General features: G+C 36.1%; 9 protein-coding genes. 4 read left to right on the top strand and 5 right to left on the bottom strand.

Features of this window, described 5'->3' with window-relative positions:
* Positions 1-12: 12 nt before the first annotated feature.
* The 4 genes from PCY70_RS01510 to PCY70_RS01495 form a co-directional block, all read right to left on the bottom strand.
* Positions 13-2,169 carry a dynamin family protein gene (locus PCY70_RS01510; protein ID WP_305768173.1) on the bottom strand — a complete coding sequence of 719 codons (2,157 nt, stop codon included), beginning with the start codon at positions 2,167-2,169 and terminating at the stop codon, positions 13-15.
* Positions 2,162-4,480: a dynamin family protein gene (locus PCY70_RS01505; RefSeq protein WP_010169122.1), complete on the bottom strand. Its 2,319-nt coding sequence runs from the start codon at positions 4,478-4,480 to the stop codon at positions 2,162-2,164. Before PCY70_RS01505 ends, PCY70_RS01510 begins: the two co-directional genes overlap by 8 nt.
* Before the next feature lie 98 nt (positions 4,481-4,578).
* Positions 4,579-6,111, bottom strand: coding sequence for a dynamin family protein (locus PCY70_RS01500; RefSeq protein WP_305768172.1), 1,533 nt, complete (start codon positions 6,109-6,111; stop codon positions 4,579-4,581).
* Positions 6,112-6,250: 139 nt separating this feature from the next.
* Entirely contained in the window at positions 6,251-7,249 is a 999-nt protein-coding gene (locus PCY70_RS01495; protein ID WP_010169127.1) for an alpha/beta hydrolase, read from the bottom strand.
* A gap of 284 nt (positions 7,250-7,533) precedes the next feature.
* Between PCY70_RS01495 and PCY70_RS01490 the strand changes: the two genes are divergently transcribed.
* Complete coding sequence (locus PCY70_RS01490) at positions 7,534-8,688, top strand: leucine-rich repeat protein (protein ID WP_305768171.1); 1,155 nt, start codon at positions 7,534-7,536, stop codon at positions 8,686-8,688.
* A 52-nt stretch (positions 8,689-8,740) separates the two neighbouring features.
* Here PCY70_RS01490 and PCY70_RS01485 read toward each other — a convergent pair whose 3' ends face one another.
* Positions 8,741-10,057: a glycoside hydrolase family 18 protein gene (locus tag PCY70_RS01485; RefSeq protein WP_305768170.1), complete on the bottom strand. Its 1,317-nt coding sequence runs from the start codon at positions 10,055-10,057 to the stop codon at positions 8,741-8,743.
* Positions 10,058-10,267: 210 nt separating this feature from the next.
* Between PCY70_RS01485 and PCY70_RS01480 the strand changes: the two genes are divergently transcribed.
* The 3 genes from PCY70_RS01480 (at position 10,268) to PCY70_RS01470 (ending at position 15,687) form a co-directional block, all read left to right on the top strand.
* Complete coding sequence (locus PCY70_RS01480) at positions 10,268-11,347, top strand: tetratricopeptide repeat protein (RefSeq protein ID WP_305768169.1); 1,080 nt, start codon at positions 10,268-10,270, stop codon at positions 11,345-11,347.
* 212 nt (positions 11,348-11,559) lie between these two features.
* Positions 11,560-13,206, top strand: a complete 1,647-nt coding sequence (locus tag PCY70_RS01475) for a type 2 periplasmic-binding domain-containing protein (protein WP_305768168.1) — start codon at positions 11,560-11,562, stop codon at positions 13,204-13,206.
* A gap of 84 nt (positions 13,207-13,290) precedes the next feature.
* Positions 13,291-15,687: a beta-agarase gene (locus tag PCY70_RS01470; RefSeq protein ID WP_305768167.1), complete on the top strand. Its 2,397-nt coding sequence runs from the start codon at positions 13,291-13,293 to the stop codon at positions 15,685-15,687.
* The last annotated feature ends 8 nt before the right edge of the window (positions 15,688-15,695 follow it).

Raw genomic sequence — 15,695 nt, 5'->3', positions numbered from 1 at the left:
TGTTCGCTTTTGTTATACTCTCAATTTTCTACTCTCTTCTATCAACATTTTTATATACTCAGAGTGTTTATCTATTTCCACATCTTTACTCTCCAACGAATCAATCAGCAAATCAAATTCTTGAGTAACATTGTTTAGTAGCTTTCCTTGAATCTCCTTTTCTAATAACATAAGCTTATTTTTAAACTTCAAAATTTCTTCTTCCAAGTTTTTTTGCGCACTTTCATAACAAACCGAAATGGCATCAAAGAGCGCATGCTTTAATGCAGCTTTATTTGAGTTCGACGTTACTTCTCCTCCAAAACGTGCCACCAATTCGTTTATTACATCAGATGTATTAATTTTGATTAGCGGAAAATTTACACTGTTTACTGCTTGTGTTATTATCATTTTAAATATTGCCGCGTCATACTTTTCATTGCTCATATCAGCATAGCTTACAATAGCACCCAACAGCTTTTTCTTCATCTCTTTTGGGTCCAACGACGCTATAAATATATACTCTATTCTACTTGATACATCAAACACAAAGCTCCTTATATCGTCGGCTACATCAGAAGTAGACCAATAAATATACCGTTCATTATACAGCGAATATTCCGTGCGCGATGATCCCCAAGTAAGAGGTTTTAAAAACTCACTCGTCGAAACTTTATAAGTTTTAGTTTTAACCTGTACACCTACACTTTTTTGAATTGAATTATATTTTTTGGATATATTTCGTATATCGCGAACTGCCTTAATTTTTTCTGCTTCTAATCTTGCAAAACATTCGCTAAAAATTGTTGATATCGCGGCTTTTAGAGCCGTTGATTGTAACGAAATTTCTTGTTTTTGAGACATCAATCTTTCTCTATCAGATGCTGTGAGCACGTTACTTTTTAGCACCGCCTTGTTTTTAAAGTTGGTTAAAGTTTCCATCAATTCTTCTGACGCAATTGGCATAAATGACGCCGTATTTTGAACTAGCGCCTCCGCTTTTACTAGCAGTACATCCTTAAATACGTCCTTTACTGCGTCCACATTGGCTATTTTCATCAACTCTTTTGCCGGATTCGTAAAAAAGGGAGTCAGTGCATCAAACACATTTCGCTCATTTTCAGTATACTCACCAATATCTTTTATTAGCATGTTTTGAATTATAGAAGATATCAATATAGGCTTCTTACAATCTGCTATAACAGTTAACATTGTTGATGTAGGAAAATCTTTTTCGACCATTTCTACTTGCCTTACTGCACGCTCGGTTAGCTTTGTCGTTACCATCTCTATTGCAGTTTCAATGCTTGCAGTTTTGTTTTCATCCATACCAAACATATCGTCTTCATTTTGTATTTTTAATACATCTCTAAGCGCACTGTCAAATTTACTACCTATAAGAACCACTTTATTTGAAAAGTTGTGTGGCAACTGTGAAAATAACAAGCTCCAGTCACTGCTATCCAAAAAGTTGCCTGCAGGGCTTAAAAAAAATACTATGTCACATTCATCTAAAAACTCCTTTGTACAAACCGATCTTGATATTACTGTATCGTTTAATCCTGGTGTATCCACTATAGTAAATCCTTTAAATAACTTATTATTAGTTTTAACAAGCACCGATTTCACAATTGCAGTTACACGTCCATCCTCGCCAACATAATCGTTTAATACTTGTATTAACTCTTCATAAGTTTCAAACTCCATCGACTTGCTTTTCCCTACATATTCTGATACATCTATTTCCTTTGCTGATGCCATTTCCACAAGCTCGCGCGCTGCTATAAAAATATCTTCTTCTATCTCAATTACAGCATTGTCACAAATTATCTTCCATTCCTGTTCTGAATAATATTCAATTTCTAGTAAATTCTCTTGTGAATATTCCATTTTTGTTAATATTGCAGTCTTTGGCGTTGCAGATATAGGCAAAATTTCTTCTCCGTCAAAGAGGAGCGTATTTAAAAATGACGACTTTCCTGCTTTTACTTGACCAATAACACCGATGGTAATTTTTTGATTTTCTTCAAAAAATTTCGATATTTGCTTTCTATAGTCATTTTTAATTTGACATAACTGTTCGAGATCAGTTTCATCTGCGATACCATCAAAGTTTTTGATCATTTCATCTACTATTTCTATAAATTTATCTACTTGAATTTGTGCTTGTCTAGTGTCTATTTTAAACATTTTGACTCTCCTTTACATACAATTGTGTCCTTCCTTCGTTGCCTTCAAAGATATTTCTGCTATTACTTAGCTTTTGTATATTATCAAACTTTAGGGCCTCCACTTTAAAACCCTTAAAGTGGCAGTCAATGATATTTACTTCCGTACATTCATGAATTTTTATAGGCTTATTTTTCCCTATAAATTGACAATTAATAAACTGTACGCTTTCGATTTTAGATATATCCAAACCTTTTGCCATGCTGATTTTTGCACCTACTACTCTCAGCAACTGTTTATCTCTTATATAGTAGGTATTTCCATACAAGTCAAAATAATTAACAAGATGAATCTTCTTCTGATACAGGCTTACTAAGCATAATGTATCTTTATTGCGCACTATATGTAGCTTCTTATTATCTTTAAAATTACGTTTTAGAGTATTTGGGCCAATAGTACACATATCTGATGATTGTAAATACTGTAATAGTCCTGGCTCAATTATTGTCTCCACAACTTTTAATAAGAAACTCAACTCAGCTTGTGTGATTTTAAGCGCTTCTACCACGCGTGCGATAAACGATTTCTTTATCGCACTATCTTCAATCAATATAATCATTGTTAATAAATCCACCATAAATATATGCTGATAATGTCCACGAACAATATCTTTCATAAATACATTATATTCTTCTCTAGATACCTTTGTCGACTGTCGCATATACTCTTCAAATGTATATTCTGCATGTACTTGCCTCATAATCTGTGATGCCAAAAACTTTTGCTCCTCTAGTATATCTCCATTAGATCGAATCATAAGACATAGTACCTTAAAATACATGTTTTTTATAGCCTCTGATGCCTTCTGCAGTTTATGGCCCATTACCGGATACTGTTTAATGGGCTTTGTTTTACCATAGCGTAGATCTGTCAACTTCTGAATCACTTCTTGATACTGCGTTTTCTTAAAATGTTTTGTACTTGTAATCGTTCCTTTTAGCACCTTCATTATATCTGCATTCGTTGGTATACCCATAATCTTTTGATATCCTTCTATCCATCCTATCAAATCTTGTGTTTGGGTATAGCCTATCAAATTAATTTCACTAGGTAGTGGCATCTCTATGTTAACCTGATCCCCTATCAGCTTTATAAATGTGAAAAAGTTTAATTGCAATAGACGCAGTTCTTCATTTATACTACGAAGAAGAACCACATTTTTGCGAATATCATCTACCATAAGCTCTAATGGTTTTAGCAACTCTTCGTTGTCATCTTCTATCTGTGTTAAAGACATATTTAGACATCTTAATCTATATCTTTGCTTTTCTATTTCGCTTTCATAAAATTCGTGACACCTAATAAACAGTGTCTTAAAATTTTCGGCAAATGTCGACTTATATTCCTCATCATTCCACGACTCTAGGTGTCCTCTAAGCCTATTGCTGTCATATCCGGTATTATCCTCTCTCGAATATGTTAACACATCTAGAACTTCTATCCCTTTTGAAGTTATCACTTTACGTACGTTATCACAAATATTTTTCAGATCAGTCGCACTCTTTTTATCTGCTTTACTTACTACAATTACCTTCGGAATATCTTTACGCAACGAATTTATAAACTTTACGTCTGCCAAAGTGATAGTTCCTGTCTCTGCAGGTACAAACCACAATATAAAATTGCTCGAATTGAGATTTCCTCTTGCAATATCCTCATCTGTTTGAGCACAACTACCATATATTTCCGGTTTCGAATATCCGGGTGTATCCAAAAAAGCTAGATTTTTATATCTTTGTCTTGGTGATTCTAACAAAACACTCTTTACTATATGGCTCAATGAGGTTGCTGGCATAATACTTATTCCATCTCTATCTATTTCCCCAAAGCCATGGGCAATTTTTTTGATCTCTTTTGGTAAAATCTCTACTTTTGCTCTAAAAATATTTATTACACTCACCTTATATTTTTCAGCGTTTATAACATATGTGGGAACAGATGTAGAGGGATCAATATCTTCTGGCAATGCCTTTTCCGCATTTAAAGCGTTCAAAAAACTCGACTTACCGCTAGAAAATCCACCTCCTACTCCCACTACGTTTTTGCCAATCAATTCTTTATACAAAATAAAATCTCTAAATTTTTCAAACTCCAGCTTAAAGTCGTTAAACATCGAATAAAAGTCTGGCGGAGCCAGCTTCTTTGCTATTGCTGGTAGCTGCACTAAAATCAATTCTTCAATATCTGCAAAGTCCAGGTTATTTTTTTCTGGTCTTTCTATAATATTTCCTAGCAGCTTCAAATTGTCAAATAAAACCTTATCAACATTCATTACATACCTCCCTAATCATCTGTAAAAATCCGAAATATCTTATACTATTTATACTTTTGGATATTTCACAAATCAACCCTCTTTGCAGACTACTATACTTACTCATTTATTATCTTTTTAATTTTTTGCAGATGCTTTGCAAGCAATATTCGTCGCTCATCGTTATCTATAGTATCTTCAGCATCCGTATAATCTTTGAGATATTCTAATGCCTTTTCATAAAGAGCATAGTCATCACATAGCGACTGATTAAACCACCTTCTCAATTCATTAATTCTAATTGATAGTATATTAGAAAGCTGATATCTCACATCAGTTAGGGCATCAATTAAAATCTTTCTGAGCTTTGGCTTTATGGCATCTTTAGTTTCATATTTTATTGAACATACCTCTTTAATATAAGAAGTAACTGCCGCGTTCAATACAGGCAACTCTATAATATAATCATCTTTGTTAATCACATTAACAACAAATCCTTCTGTATTAAATACATTTATAGTAATTGCATTTGTAATTCGTGTCATATAAAACTGAATTAATGGTGCTACATGGCTTTTTAAACTTGAAATTGCAATGGTACGTATCACACTATTCACATATTCTGCAATATTTTGCTTATTATAAATCATTGTATATAATATATTTTCGCAACCTTCTAATGCCAACGCCATTTCTTCTACAATATCTTCAATCATTTCCAATGTATGATTTTCAAACTCACGAAATCGAATAATCATATCTTTTAACGCATCTCTATAGTTTTGCTTTAACTGTTTACCCAATATTTCAATTTCAGACATTGTAAAGGTGTTATTAATAGCTCCTAAATACTTTAAAGTTTTTGATGCTTCTTTCTTAACAGTTGCATAGTTTTTAGAATACACTCTTGCCGCAGCTTTTATATGTAATGTTTCTAAATACCTCGCAAACTGTTTGGTATCAGACTTATAGCTGCTAGTAAAAGCAAATTCTATTTTAGAGTCTTCTATATATCTAGATAGTAATTTCTTTAATCTTGTAGAATCTTTCTCTAGTTTTGCATCATCTACTTTATCGGTTTTTGTAATAACAATTCCAACTGGTATTTTGTGTAGTCGCAACTCTTTTAAAATATTTATCATAGTCGTTTTTAGCGTTAAATCTTCCGCAGAAAAAACAATGACATATGCTATACACTCATTAACATACGACACAGAATTTACTAACGCATCAACGCCAACATCACATCCTGGCATATCCACCAATATTAGGTTGTAGCAGGCAGCAAGAAATTCGTTATTTAGCTCCATACAAACTCTATCCATTTCTGTTTGTTCTATAGCTAAATTACTAAAATCCGAAATTGAATACGGCAACTTTCTGCCATCTTTTAATATTACCTCAACTGGTTTTGACTTTTCATCTGCCGTATAATAAATTTCTGTAGGCAAAGAAGGTTGTGGTGTAATTTCCTCTTTTAACAGGCGTTTATATTGCAATAAAGAGTTAATTAACGCACTCTTACCCACGCTAAACCTACCTATTATAGGTACATAACTTCTTGGATTTAGTTCTTCTAGCTTCTCATATTCTACATTTTGTAATCCATAATAATCATTAATTTGTCTCAACTCTTTAATTATTTCGTACATCAATAACCTCTTTTCCTACAAAATATTTCCAACTTGGATGACATAATTTACTTCGATATCATTACTATACCATATTGCTACTAATATTGCTAGTGAAATTTTTTAGAAAAAAACCTCCTTTCAGCTAAGCAGTACCTCATTAAAAAATAGAAGCAACCACTTCTATTTCTGCTCCTTGCGATTTCATTCCTTCTACATATTTATTTAAAAAATCATACACCGTTTTATAGTATAACTCTTCATCCATATATCTCCCCACAACATGCCCCGCATCTTTTATCACCAACATTTCTTTTTCTCCATCGTACGCTTCATATAACTCCTTTTGCATGTATGGCAATATAAAAATATCTGCATCTCCATGGATAAATAATATTGGTAAATCAGCTTTTTCTAGAGCTTTTATCGGCTTTGGTGCATAAAGATTTAGACCAGTCTTTAATACAGATACCATATTAGAAAATCCTATTATCGGAAACGATGGTAAATTAAATCTATATTTCAATTGCTCTTTCATCATCTGCAGTGCAGTTGTATATCCACTGTCCTCTACCACGGCAACAACCCTATCTGATAAATCGTCTTCACCTGCTGCGAGCATCACTGTCGCTGCCCCCATAGAAACTCCATGCAAAACTATTTCTGCTTCCGGTTGATCAATATAATTTATCCATCTAATTATGTCCCTCTTATCGCTTTGCCCCAGCGTTACATATTCTCCTGTCGAATTTCCATGGGCTCTTAAGTCTGGCAATATAACGTTATATCCCCAGTCATAATACTTTGTTGCGATATCTTCTACCTCTTGATGCCTTGAATTATATCCGTGAACTATTATGGCCCACAAATGCGAATCTTCTTGCAGAAACATTTTTGCGTATAGCATTTGCTCATTTTTTTCACTCGGTATCCTTACTTCCTTAAACTCAACGTTTTCATATAAAGCATTAATTCGCGCAGCGGCATTGACGCGCCCCTCTACTTCGGCTATCGAAACAGAATGTTTGGGCGACAATTTGTCTGTAAAGTCAATTGGTTTTCGACCTAAAACATATTCCACAAAGTAATTTCCAATGCCATATGCCCCTACTAATCCAATTACAATCACAATTATTAGTATCTTTATCGATTTCTTCAATAGTCTTTTCCTCCTAAAATTTGTTTTTTCTATTATATCATATCCGCCAATCCATACAAGTAGTCAAAACAATACACATAAAATATTGCACAAGTTTACCTCTTTAGCTAATTAAGTCCTCCTTTATTGGCAATTGTGAACCTACTTTCTAGCTTTTTCAGACAATTTGGTAACAATTTCTAGCACAGATTATCAACTTATGCGTTTTTTTCATTGCAATTCATCTAATACTAATGTAAAATAAACTAAAGAATTTTAAAATAACGTATTGGAGGTAGATTGCAATGGAGGAAACAGTACAAACGCTGAGACAGATTTATGAGGAATTTGGTAGTAAAATATTTTTACAGACAGAGCAATTACTCGACTTGGTTAAACAGCGACTCAATACTGCCGATACCAATATCGTATTAGCAGCCATACAATCTGGCGTTCTTGCAGCTGTGATCAAACATGTTAGTTCCGAAAACGAATACATAGTAATGAACCTCATAGCAGAAGAGTTAATTACTAAAGGTCAATGGCCAAAAGAGATCGCTATTCGTGCTATTGAAATTTGTGTCAGAACTAAATTTGGACCAGATATAGTTTTTACACAAGAAAATTTTACGATTTTAACTGAAGAAGAAGAAATCGATGGCTTTAAAATTGTAGACAAAACTTTAACTAAATACAAAGGAGAAGATAGCGTACTAGAGCTTCCCGAAGGTATCACTAGCATCGGCTCTAGCGTGTTTGGTAAATGTACAAATCTCACCGAAGTTATAATTCCAGAAGGCGTATTGACTATTGGTAGCAAGGCTTTTTATGGTTGCTCCTCTTTAGTTTCAGTTTCAATTCCCAAAGGATTAACCCATATAGGCAACAACACCTTTTTTAATTGCAGAAGTTTAGCAAACATCAATATGACTCCTGATATCAAATTTATTGGAGATGCCGCTTTCTATGGTTGCCTCAAATTAGATGAATTCGCTATACCCGCCGAAGTGATCTCTGTAGAAAATGGCACCTTTGAAGGTTGCCGAAATTTAAAGAGCGTAACAATTCCAGCTGGCGTTACCATTATAGGCAAAAGTGCATTCAAAGGTTGCAAGGGACTTAGCTCGATATGTATTCCAGATGCAGTAACCGAGATCGGAGATGCCGCTTTTAAGGGCTGCTCAAGAATAACCGAGTTTAATATCCCCGCTGCGGTAACAAAAATCGGAGACAATGCTTTTGCCGACTGCTCCGCAATTACAGAAATGATAATTCCCGAAGGTGTGACCACTCTTGGTTCTGCTATATTTGCAAATTGCCCAGAGCTAAAAACTGTAACGCTTCCTACTACACTAAAATTAATTGGTTCAAAATCTATATCTTTATCAAAACCCAAAGTGGTAACACCCAAGGCAATTATTACGACTAAGTTTTGGAAGCTACTTACTACAACTATATAATTATGAAAAGCTTGCACCTCTATTTATTAGAAAATGCAAGCCTTTTTTATTTTTATGAATAATAAGAATTTAGCAGCTTCTCAAGCTCTAGCGGATCATTGATCGCCAAATTCATTGCACTAGCCAGTATATTAGCCTGATCAAATGCTGACTGCCAACTAAATAGTCCTCCAAGGCAGTTATCTATAACATATTCCCCTTTATAATATATCGAGAGCTCATTGTCAAACGATAAGAAAAATTTGCCTTCGGGATCTGATATATACGCCGCTTTTGCCATATTATCAAACTCTACTCTATAACCATTTTTGTTTAAATAATCTCTCCTGATCTGATCAAAACTCTTTGTTATCGACATCCCCTGCCGCCCATAAAAGGCCAAACCAATCAAAATCTTTTCTGGTGGCATCCCTGCCGCTATTAGATTACGCACATAGATATCTATGCTTATGTTATTCAGGCTTAGCTCCGAATTGTATAAATTTCCCTGATGCTTTGCACCAGCTACTCCCGCGTTGCCTGCTGTAAAATCGTATGTCATTACATTAAAGTAATCTATTAACGGAGCGATCTTTGCGATCTGAACTTTAGATATATAACTTCTATCTGCTATTCCTGCCACAGTAATTAACATATCATTTCCCAGTACCATTCTCAAAGTTTCTATCAACAAAGTAAAATTTTGTGTATCTTCAACTCTCGATTTTATACCAGCTGCGCTACTCCCCGGATATTCCCAGTCTAAGTCTATCCCGTCTAACCCATATTCTATAACCCACTTTTGCGCTTCTATAGCGAAATTAAATCTACTTTCCGCTGTATATGCGGCATCCGAGAATCCTTCTGCTGCCCATCCGCCTATTGCCAGAAGCACCTTTAGATCTCTATTATACGTTTTTAGCCCCACTAACTCTCTCAGATTTCTCTCAGAATATACTTTAAATGTTCCATCAGAATTCATTAGGGCAAAGGCATATACCACAAAATCTAGCAATAGCGCATCCACATTGTGCGGACTGCCTAATATATATTCACCCACAACTCTCTTTGCATTAGGACAAATCGGATTTTTAATAAATCGTGACATATTTGTTGCCTCCGCATTATTTTTTAATGCGTTTATCACGTTAATTAAATCTTCAACTTCTACAACGTTTTTATCATCTTGATAGACAACAGAACGCACTTTATCCAATGGATCTAAAATATAAAATGATACTGCTTCCTCCTCCGAAGCCATTGATAAAAATTTAACATCATATTCCAATAGCTTCTCTGCATAGCCAGGATTTTGTGAGATCAAGTGGTCTGATTGTCCGGTTGCAACTACCAACCATTGGCCTATAGAATGAGAAATATTTTCTGCCATACAACATGCCCCTTTATTTATAAATTTTAATTGCACTATATTTATATTATTCTCACCTGTATTTTTTTGTGATCAAAATTATGGCACAAATTTCAATTTAATTTTATTTTATAATATTTTTTTTACAAGATGGTCATATACTAATTTATAGTACGTCACTAAAGCATCAAAACATTATATTTATTTGAAATTAATAAAGGAGCCTAAAATATGATATTTATTAAAATTATGGACACCCAATCACAACTGCAAGTTTATCAAGATAACACACTGTTAAATTCACCTAAAATCACTGATTTTTTGACTCAAAACGATATTTCTCTTTGGTTTTTACCTTTTCATATAGACTCATTTGTATGGAAAGGTCTAACTGCCGAAATTCACGACATTCTTCAAACTGATAAGGAGATTAATTATATTTTTGAAGGCGATTCGCAAAAAACAAATAAATTTTATGCACAGCTCCATCACCATATCGACTTAATGCAAGATGATCTAGCAGAATCTCCGGCTGAAAATGCCTCATACAACTTTTATGTCGGCCAACATAAGGAAGAATCTGGAAATCCTGTATCTGCAACACTTCATTATACACTTGCTGCCAACATGGGGTTTGTTCCTGCGATACTTGCTCTTATGAAGAAAGCAAAGCGTGAATTTAAGAATTCTGAACAATTTAAATGGAGCTACCAAGGCGCTATTCGCGGCAATGCAGATGCTCAATACAATCTGTCTCGATGCTATTGGTTGGGATGGGGCACACCGAAAAACTCAAAAATGGCATTAGAGTGGATCAAAGCCGCGGCAACTCAGGGACATGTCGAATCTCAATACCAGCTAGGTAATTTATATAAAGAAGGCAAAGATGTTCCTCTAGATGCAACTATCGCATTTGAGTGGTATTTAAAAGCTGCAGAGCAACATTATTACAACGCCGAAATGGATCTTGCTGAATGCTATACTCTTGGCATCGGAGTAGAAAAGAATCCAAAGAAAGCATTTGAGTGGTATATGAAAGCTACAGATCATAATCTTGGCAATGCATTTCTAAAAGTATCTCATTGCTATACACATGGTGCCGGAGTAAAGGCCGACCCCGATGCCGCTCTCGAATGGTTAATACGATCCGCAGCAGTTGGCAATATAGATGCTACACATCAAGTAGCTCTTTCTCCAATTACCGAAATCGTCCCTGTCAACAATGAAATTCATACATACCATTATAACGAAAATGATGATGACGACGATTATTATTATGATGAATATAACGATAATGAACTTTTAGGGTAATAATTATCTTTTAATTTTGCAATAGCAACATCTCCCGCATTGGCTACTGATGCGGCTAATTCTGCTGCTGCACTTATTAGTTCAGCAGCGATATTGGCTACATAGTTTGTTTTACATAGCCTTTATATTTTAATCATAATATTATACATATGCTTAATCTATTCGTTAACTATTTATGTTATATCTACATCAAATTTACGGAGGTATCAATTATGAAAATGATCAAAACTACTATGGCAATAGCAATAATGGCCAGTTTAGCTGGCTGCGGCAACTCCGACGATACTACTACTTTAAATTTAGAGAAAACTTTAGATCCAGAAACTGGACGAATGATGATCGACAATATGTTTGTTGAGGGGCTGCCTATTGTCAAAGAGCCCAAAACTTTTACTATGTTTGTTGCCCCAAGCGGAAACGATAAGTCTACCAGTCAAGATGAAAAACATATCCTTCCTATTTTACAAGAAAATACTAATGTGCATTTTGAATTGCAACCAGTTTCAACAAATGCTAACGAAAAATTAAATCTCCTGTTCGCTGCAGGTACAGATTTGCCCGACATAATCTTTTCTTGGCCTCCCGAAAGCACCGTCATCAACAATACTGCTCATCTATTTGAATTTACTGATGAAATCTTGCGTGAGTATGCCCCTAATCTCACTTCTCAAATTGAGGCTAATTTACCAGATGGTTTAGATACCCTTCGTAAATCTGATGGCAAAATATACTCTCTCCCAGTTGGGGTTTATGCCGAATATGCCAACTCCGCAAAGTCAATTCCTCTAATTAGGCAAGATTGGCTTGATGCCGTAAACATGGAAATGCCTACCAATACCGACGAACTCTATGATGTACTTATGGCTTTTAAAACTCAGGACCCTAATGGCAACGGTAAAGCCGACGAAATTCCTATCTCGTTTTGCCAAGCAAATGGTCAGCATAAACACTTCTACTTCGCTGGACCTTGGGGCATTGCTGGCCGAACTGGTGCTGATCCTGACAACTATTTTCAAGTTCAAAACGGCATCGTTAAACCAAATCTCGATACACAAAATTTCAAAGACTATCTATTGTATATGCATAAGTTAGCACAAGATGGCTTGTTTGATGTCGAGGGATTTTCATTAACATATTCTCAATATAAGAGCCGTGTAAACGAAGGTGTTGTTGGCATGATCGTTACGTGGATGGAAGATCCTGCTATTTGGTCTCCAGTTCCTGTTTTAAGCGCTCCCGGATATGAAGGACAAGAATTGAAAGTTGGTGAAAAAGGACATCGCACTGCTAATATGAACGGGTTTATGATAACCAAAGCTTGTGATGATCCTTTAGCAGCGCTTCGAGCTTGGGACTACTTACATTCTGATCCAAATCTAAAACGTATTATGCGTGATGGCAACGAAGGATTGCTATGGGTCGAAAATGATGACGGCTCTGCTACTGTCAAAGAAATTTCCACAGCAGAGTTGCCTTCGGGAATCAATACTAAAACTGAGCTCAACTACACAATTGCTTTTCGTGGGCAGGGTCCTGTAATGTTTGGCGATGAAGTTGCAAAGCCCGATATGAATGCCGAAGTACTGAGCTATGACGCATTAAGATATAAATATGTGCCTATGTATGAGGAATATTTTCCTACAGAATTTTTGCCTTTACGCCCAATGCCTTCTGATAAACTTACCCAGCTCGCTCTCTTGCAAACCGAAATAGAAGCATATATGGACGGCTTTATAGCCAATAGCATTATCAATGGCCTAACAGATCCTCAATGGAAAACTCATCTTACTCAACTCGAAAATGTAATGTACTATGATTGGATCCAGCTTCAGCAAGACTATCTGGATGGCAAATTTTAGGCACTTTTATACTCAAACTCATTGACAACGACTTCCAATATATGGTATATTTATAGACATTACTACATATAAGGAGTTGTTGCAATGAAATTATATAAAAAATTATTAGTTCCTATCCTTTTTATCACCGGCATATTTACATCTATAAGCGCAGCCGAACTGCCACCTTCTATAGCCGCCGAAAAAGCTGCGTACGATACCTTTCCCGCTATAATCGCAAAATACAATCCCACTATGTTATACCAAGTTAACGACAACGAGGAGCGCATCAAAATTATTAATATTCCAATAGAGCCCTTCACTTTAGCAAATGGAGAATCTAAGATCATCGAAATACCTGCAGATATTATGCGCGTCGCCTTTGCTTTCGAACGCTTCACTGTTTATGGATCAGGCTTCAAAACTATGACTTCGATACAAGCAATAGACCCAGTCGAAGGCAATACAGGTTCTGTACACGCCGGCTGGTTTAGCAATACCGCATATCAAATCAAAGATGATTCGTTTGAAGTCGATCCTATCGCAGAAATCGCTCGCGGAGATGCAGCTTTCAGTGGCTACAAACTCCAGTTTAACGGCCCTGTTGAAGTAAAATCGCTTAATATAATGAACGAAAGCGGCACTTCTATGGTTTTTGATACCACCGCTTGGGAAGTAATTGGCGGAGACAAACCAGTTTTAGATGGCTTGGCAGTAAATGTTGATGCTACTCACCGACTTTCTTTAGAAGGCAATACCGATTTAGAGGAAGATAAATTCAAGCGATTATATTCTGGTGTTAATGCTCCCGATACCTTTACTACTGCAGAGTATTTTACCAAAAAAAACTTTATTCCAGGGCGACAAATCCATAAGTTTGGACCGTCTTACGAAACCGGCTCTTATAAAGGACATAAATTGCGCGAAGATCCTGATAAGCCTGGGTATTCCGACCTATCTTTCTTCGATAATTTTGTAAAAGACTCCGCAGCCGTAAGCAATATGGATAAATACTTTCCTAATATTAATTATGTAACTTGCTTTGATAATTGGCCAAGTTGGACATACGAAGGCAAAGATCTAGGCAGAGGCACCCCTGATCCCGAACATTTTGAAGCCGCAGCTGAGCTTGCCGCCGCCTATGTTGTTGCCACAAATCGCGTACTCGATGGTCGTGGTCCCAAGTATATAGAAGTTAAAAACGAGTCTACTCTCACTAGTGAATGGTCGCATCACACTAACTCAGAACCAGGATATGGCTGGAAAGTATTGGCAGATTTTCACAATATAATGGCAGATACTATCCACGAATGGAGCCCCGAAACATTAGTTGGTGGCGCTTCTGCTGCCTTTATGAATATTGATGGCAACAACTTTGCTAGTGCTAAAGAGCATCTAAACTTTCTCGATCAAACCAAAGATCACTTAGATTATTATTCGTACCACTTCTACGAAAGCAAAAATCTCGTATTAAACGATCCCGATTCAGCAGAAAACTATGGCGGCTACTTAACAGGTCGATTAGATGCGGACCTCGATTTAATCTATAACCATATGCTACTTACAGACAATGTGAAACCTATTTTGATCACCGAAACCGGAACGCTCCATTCTGGACCAACCGACCCAGACTATTGGATCAAGCTTAAAAATCACAACTCATATATGATCCGATACATGAACCATGCAGATAAGCTGGATATGGTAACGCAATTTATTCTTCCTGCCATATGGTGGAACAAAGGTACTCCAGAAACGTTGTGGCAATACGGTCCCGATGGAAAGCTGATTCCTACGCAAGAAGAAGGGCTCACCAAAATGAAATATTTTCTAGAAATTTGGGACGAATACAGTGGCGAATTGCTACCGATTTCCACCAACGCACTCGATAGCGAAATCTATGCACACAGCGTTCAAGAAGGCAACGTTGTCTATGTTGCGATGACCAATATGAATCCGCAACGTGCGTATGTCGATATAAATCTAGAGCTTGATGATGAAAAAATTGACAAAATCGAGCGTACCACCATGTATTTAGATATGGGCGAGCTTCATTTTGTGGATAACGAACCTATTGATAGCCTCGATAACATCTTTATGCACGTCGAAGAAACCAGCATTATCAAAATTACACTCAACCAAAATCCAAATATCACCGAAACAATCAACAAAAATACTTATTACGGTGACAAAACACTTCAGCCTACTGGTGTTCCTGCAGTATTCAATATCAATGCGTCAACAGACGGTGTTGAGTCTAGCATACTTCGCGTTGCCTTTGGAAAAACCAACGGATTCTCGACGCCGCTTAATGTGTCCATCAATGGCTATTCTTTGGCTGAAGTCGACTTATCCTATAGCGATAAACCTGGCAACTTCTTCGATTATGTTGAATTTGAATTACCAGCCGGAGTCCTCAAGGATCAAAACGAAATTTCTGTATCCATCAACGAAACCGGAGGGCATGTATCTACTGTATCAATAATCAATCATTCAAAATAAGCATATAC

It is taken from the genome of Candidatus Epulonipiscium viviparus (assembly GCF_030708075.1).
In the GTDB taxonomy this organism is placed as follows: domain Bacteria; phylum Bacillota; class Clostridia; order Lachnospirales; family Cellulosilyticaceae; genus Epulonipiscioides; species Epulonipiscioides viviparus.
The sequence above is the reverse complement of the archived record's forward strand: the minus strand, read 5'-3'. Positions and strand labels throughout refer to the sequence as shown.

Excerpts from the sequence above, each read along its gene's own strand:
- PCY70_RS01510 (WP_305768173.1), bottom strand. The coding sequence starts at position 2,169 with ATGTTTAAAATAGACACTAGACAAGCACAAATTCAAGTAGATAAATTT.
- PCY70_RS01505 (WP_010169122.1), bottom strand. The coding sequence starts at position 4,480 with ATGAATGTTGATAAGGTTTTATTTGACAATTTGAAGCTGCTAGGAAAT.
- PCY70_RS01500 (WP_305768172.1), bottom strand. The coding sequence starts at position 6,111 with ATGTACGAAATAATTAAAGAGTTGAGACAAATTAATGATTATTATGGA.
- PCY70_RS01490 (WP_305768171.1), top strand. The coding sequence starts at position 7,534 with ATGGAGGAAACAGTACAAACGCTGAGACAGATTTATGAGGAATTTGGT.
- PCY70_RS01485 (WP_305768170.1), bottom strand. The coding sequence starts at position 10,057 with ATGGCAGAAAATATTTCTCATTCTATAGGCCAATGGTTGGTAGTTGCA.
- PCY70_RS01480 (WP_305768169.1), top strand. The coding sequence starts at position 10,268 with ATGATATTTATTAAAATTATGGACACCCAATCACAACTGCAAGTTTAT.
- PCY70_RS01475 (WP_305768168.1), top strand. The coding sequence starts at position 11,560 with ATGAAAATGATCAAAACTACTATGGCAATAGCAATAATGGCCAGTTTA.
- PCY70_RS01470 (WP_305768167.1), top strand. The coding sequence starts at position 13,291 with ATGAAATTATATAAAAAATTATTAGTTCCTATCCTTTTTATCACCGGC.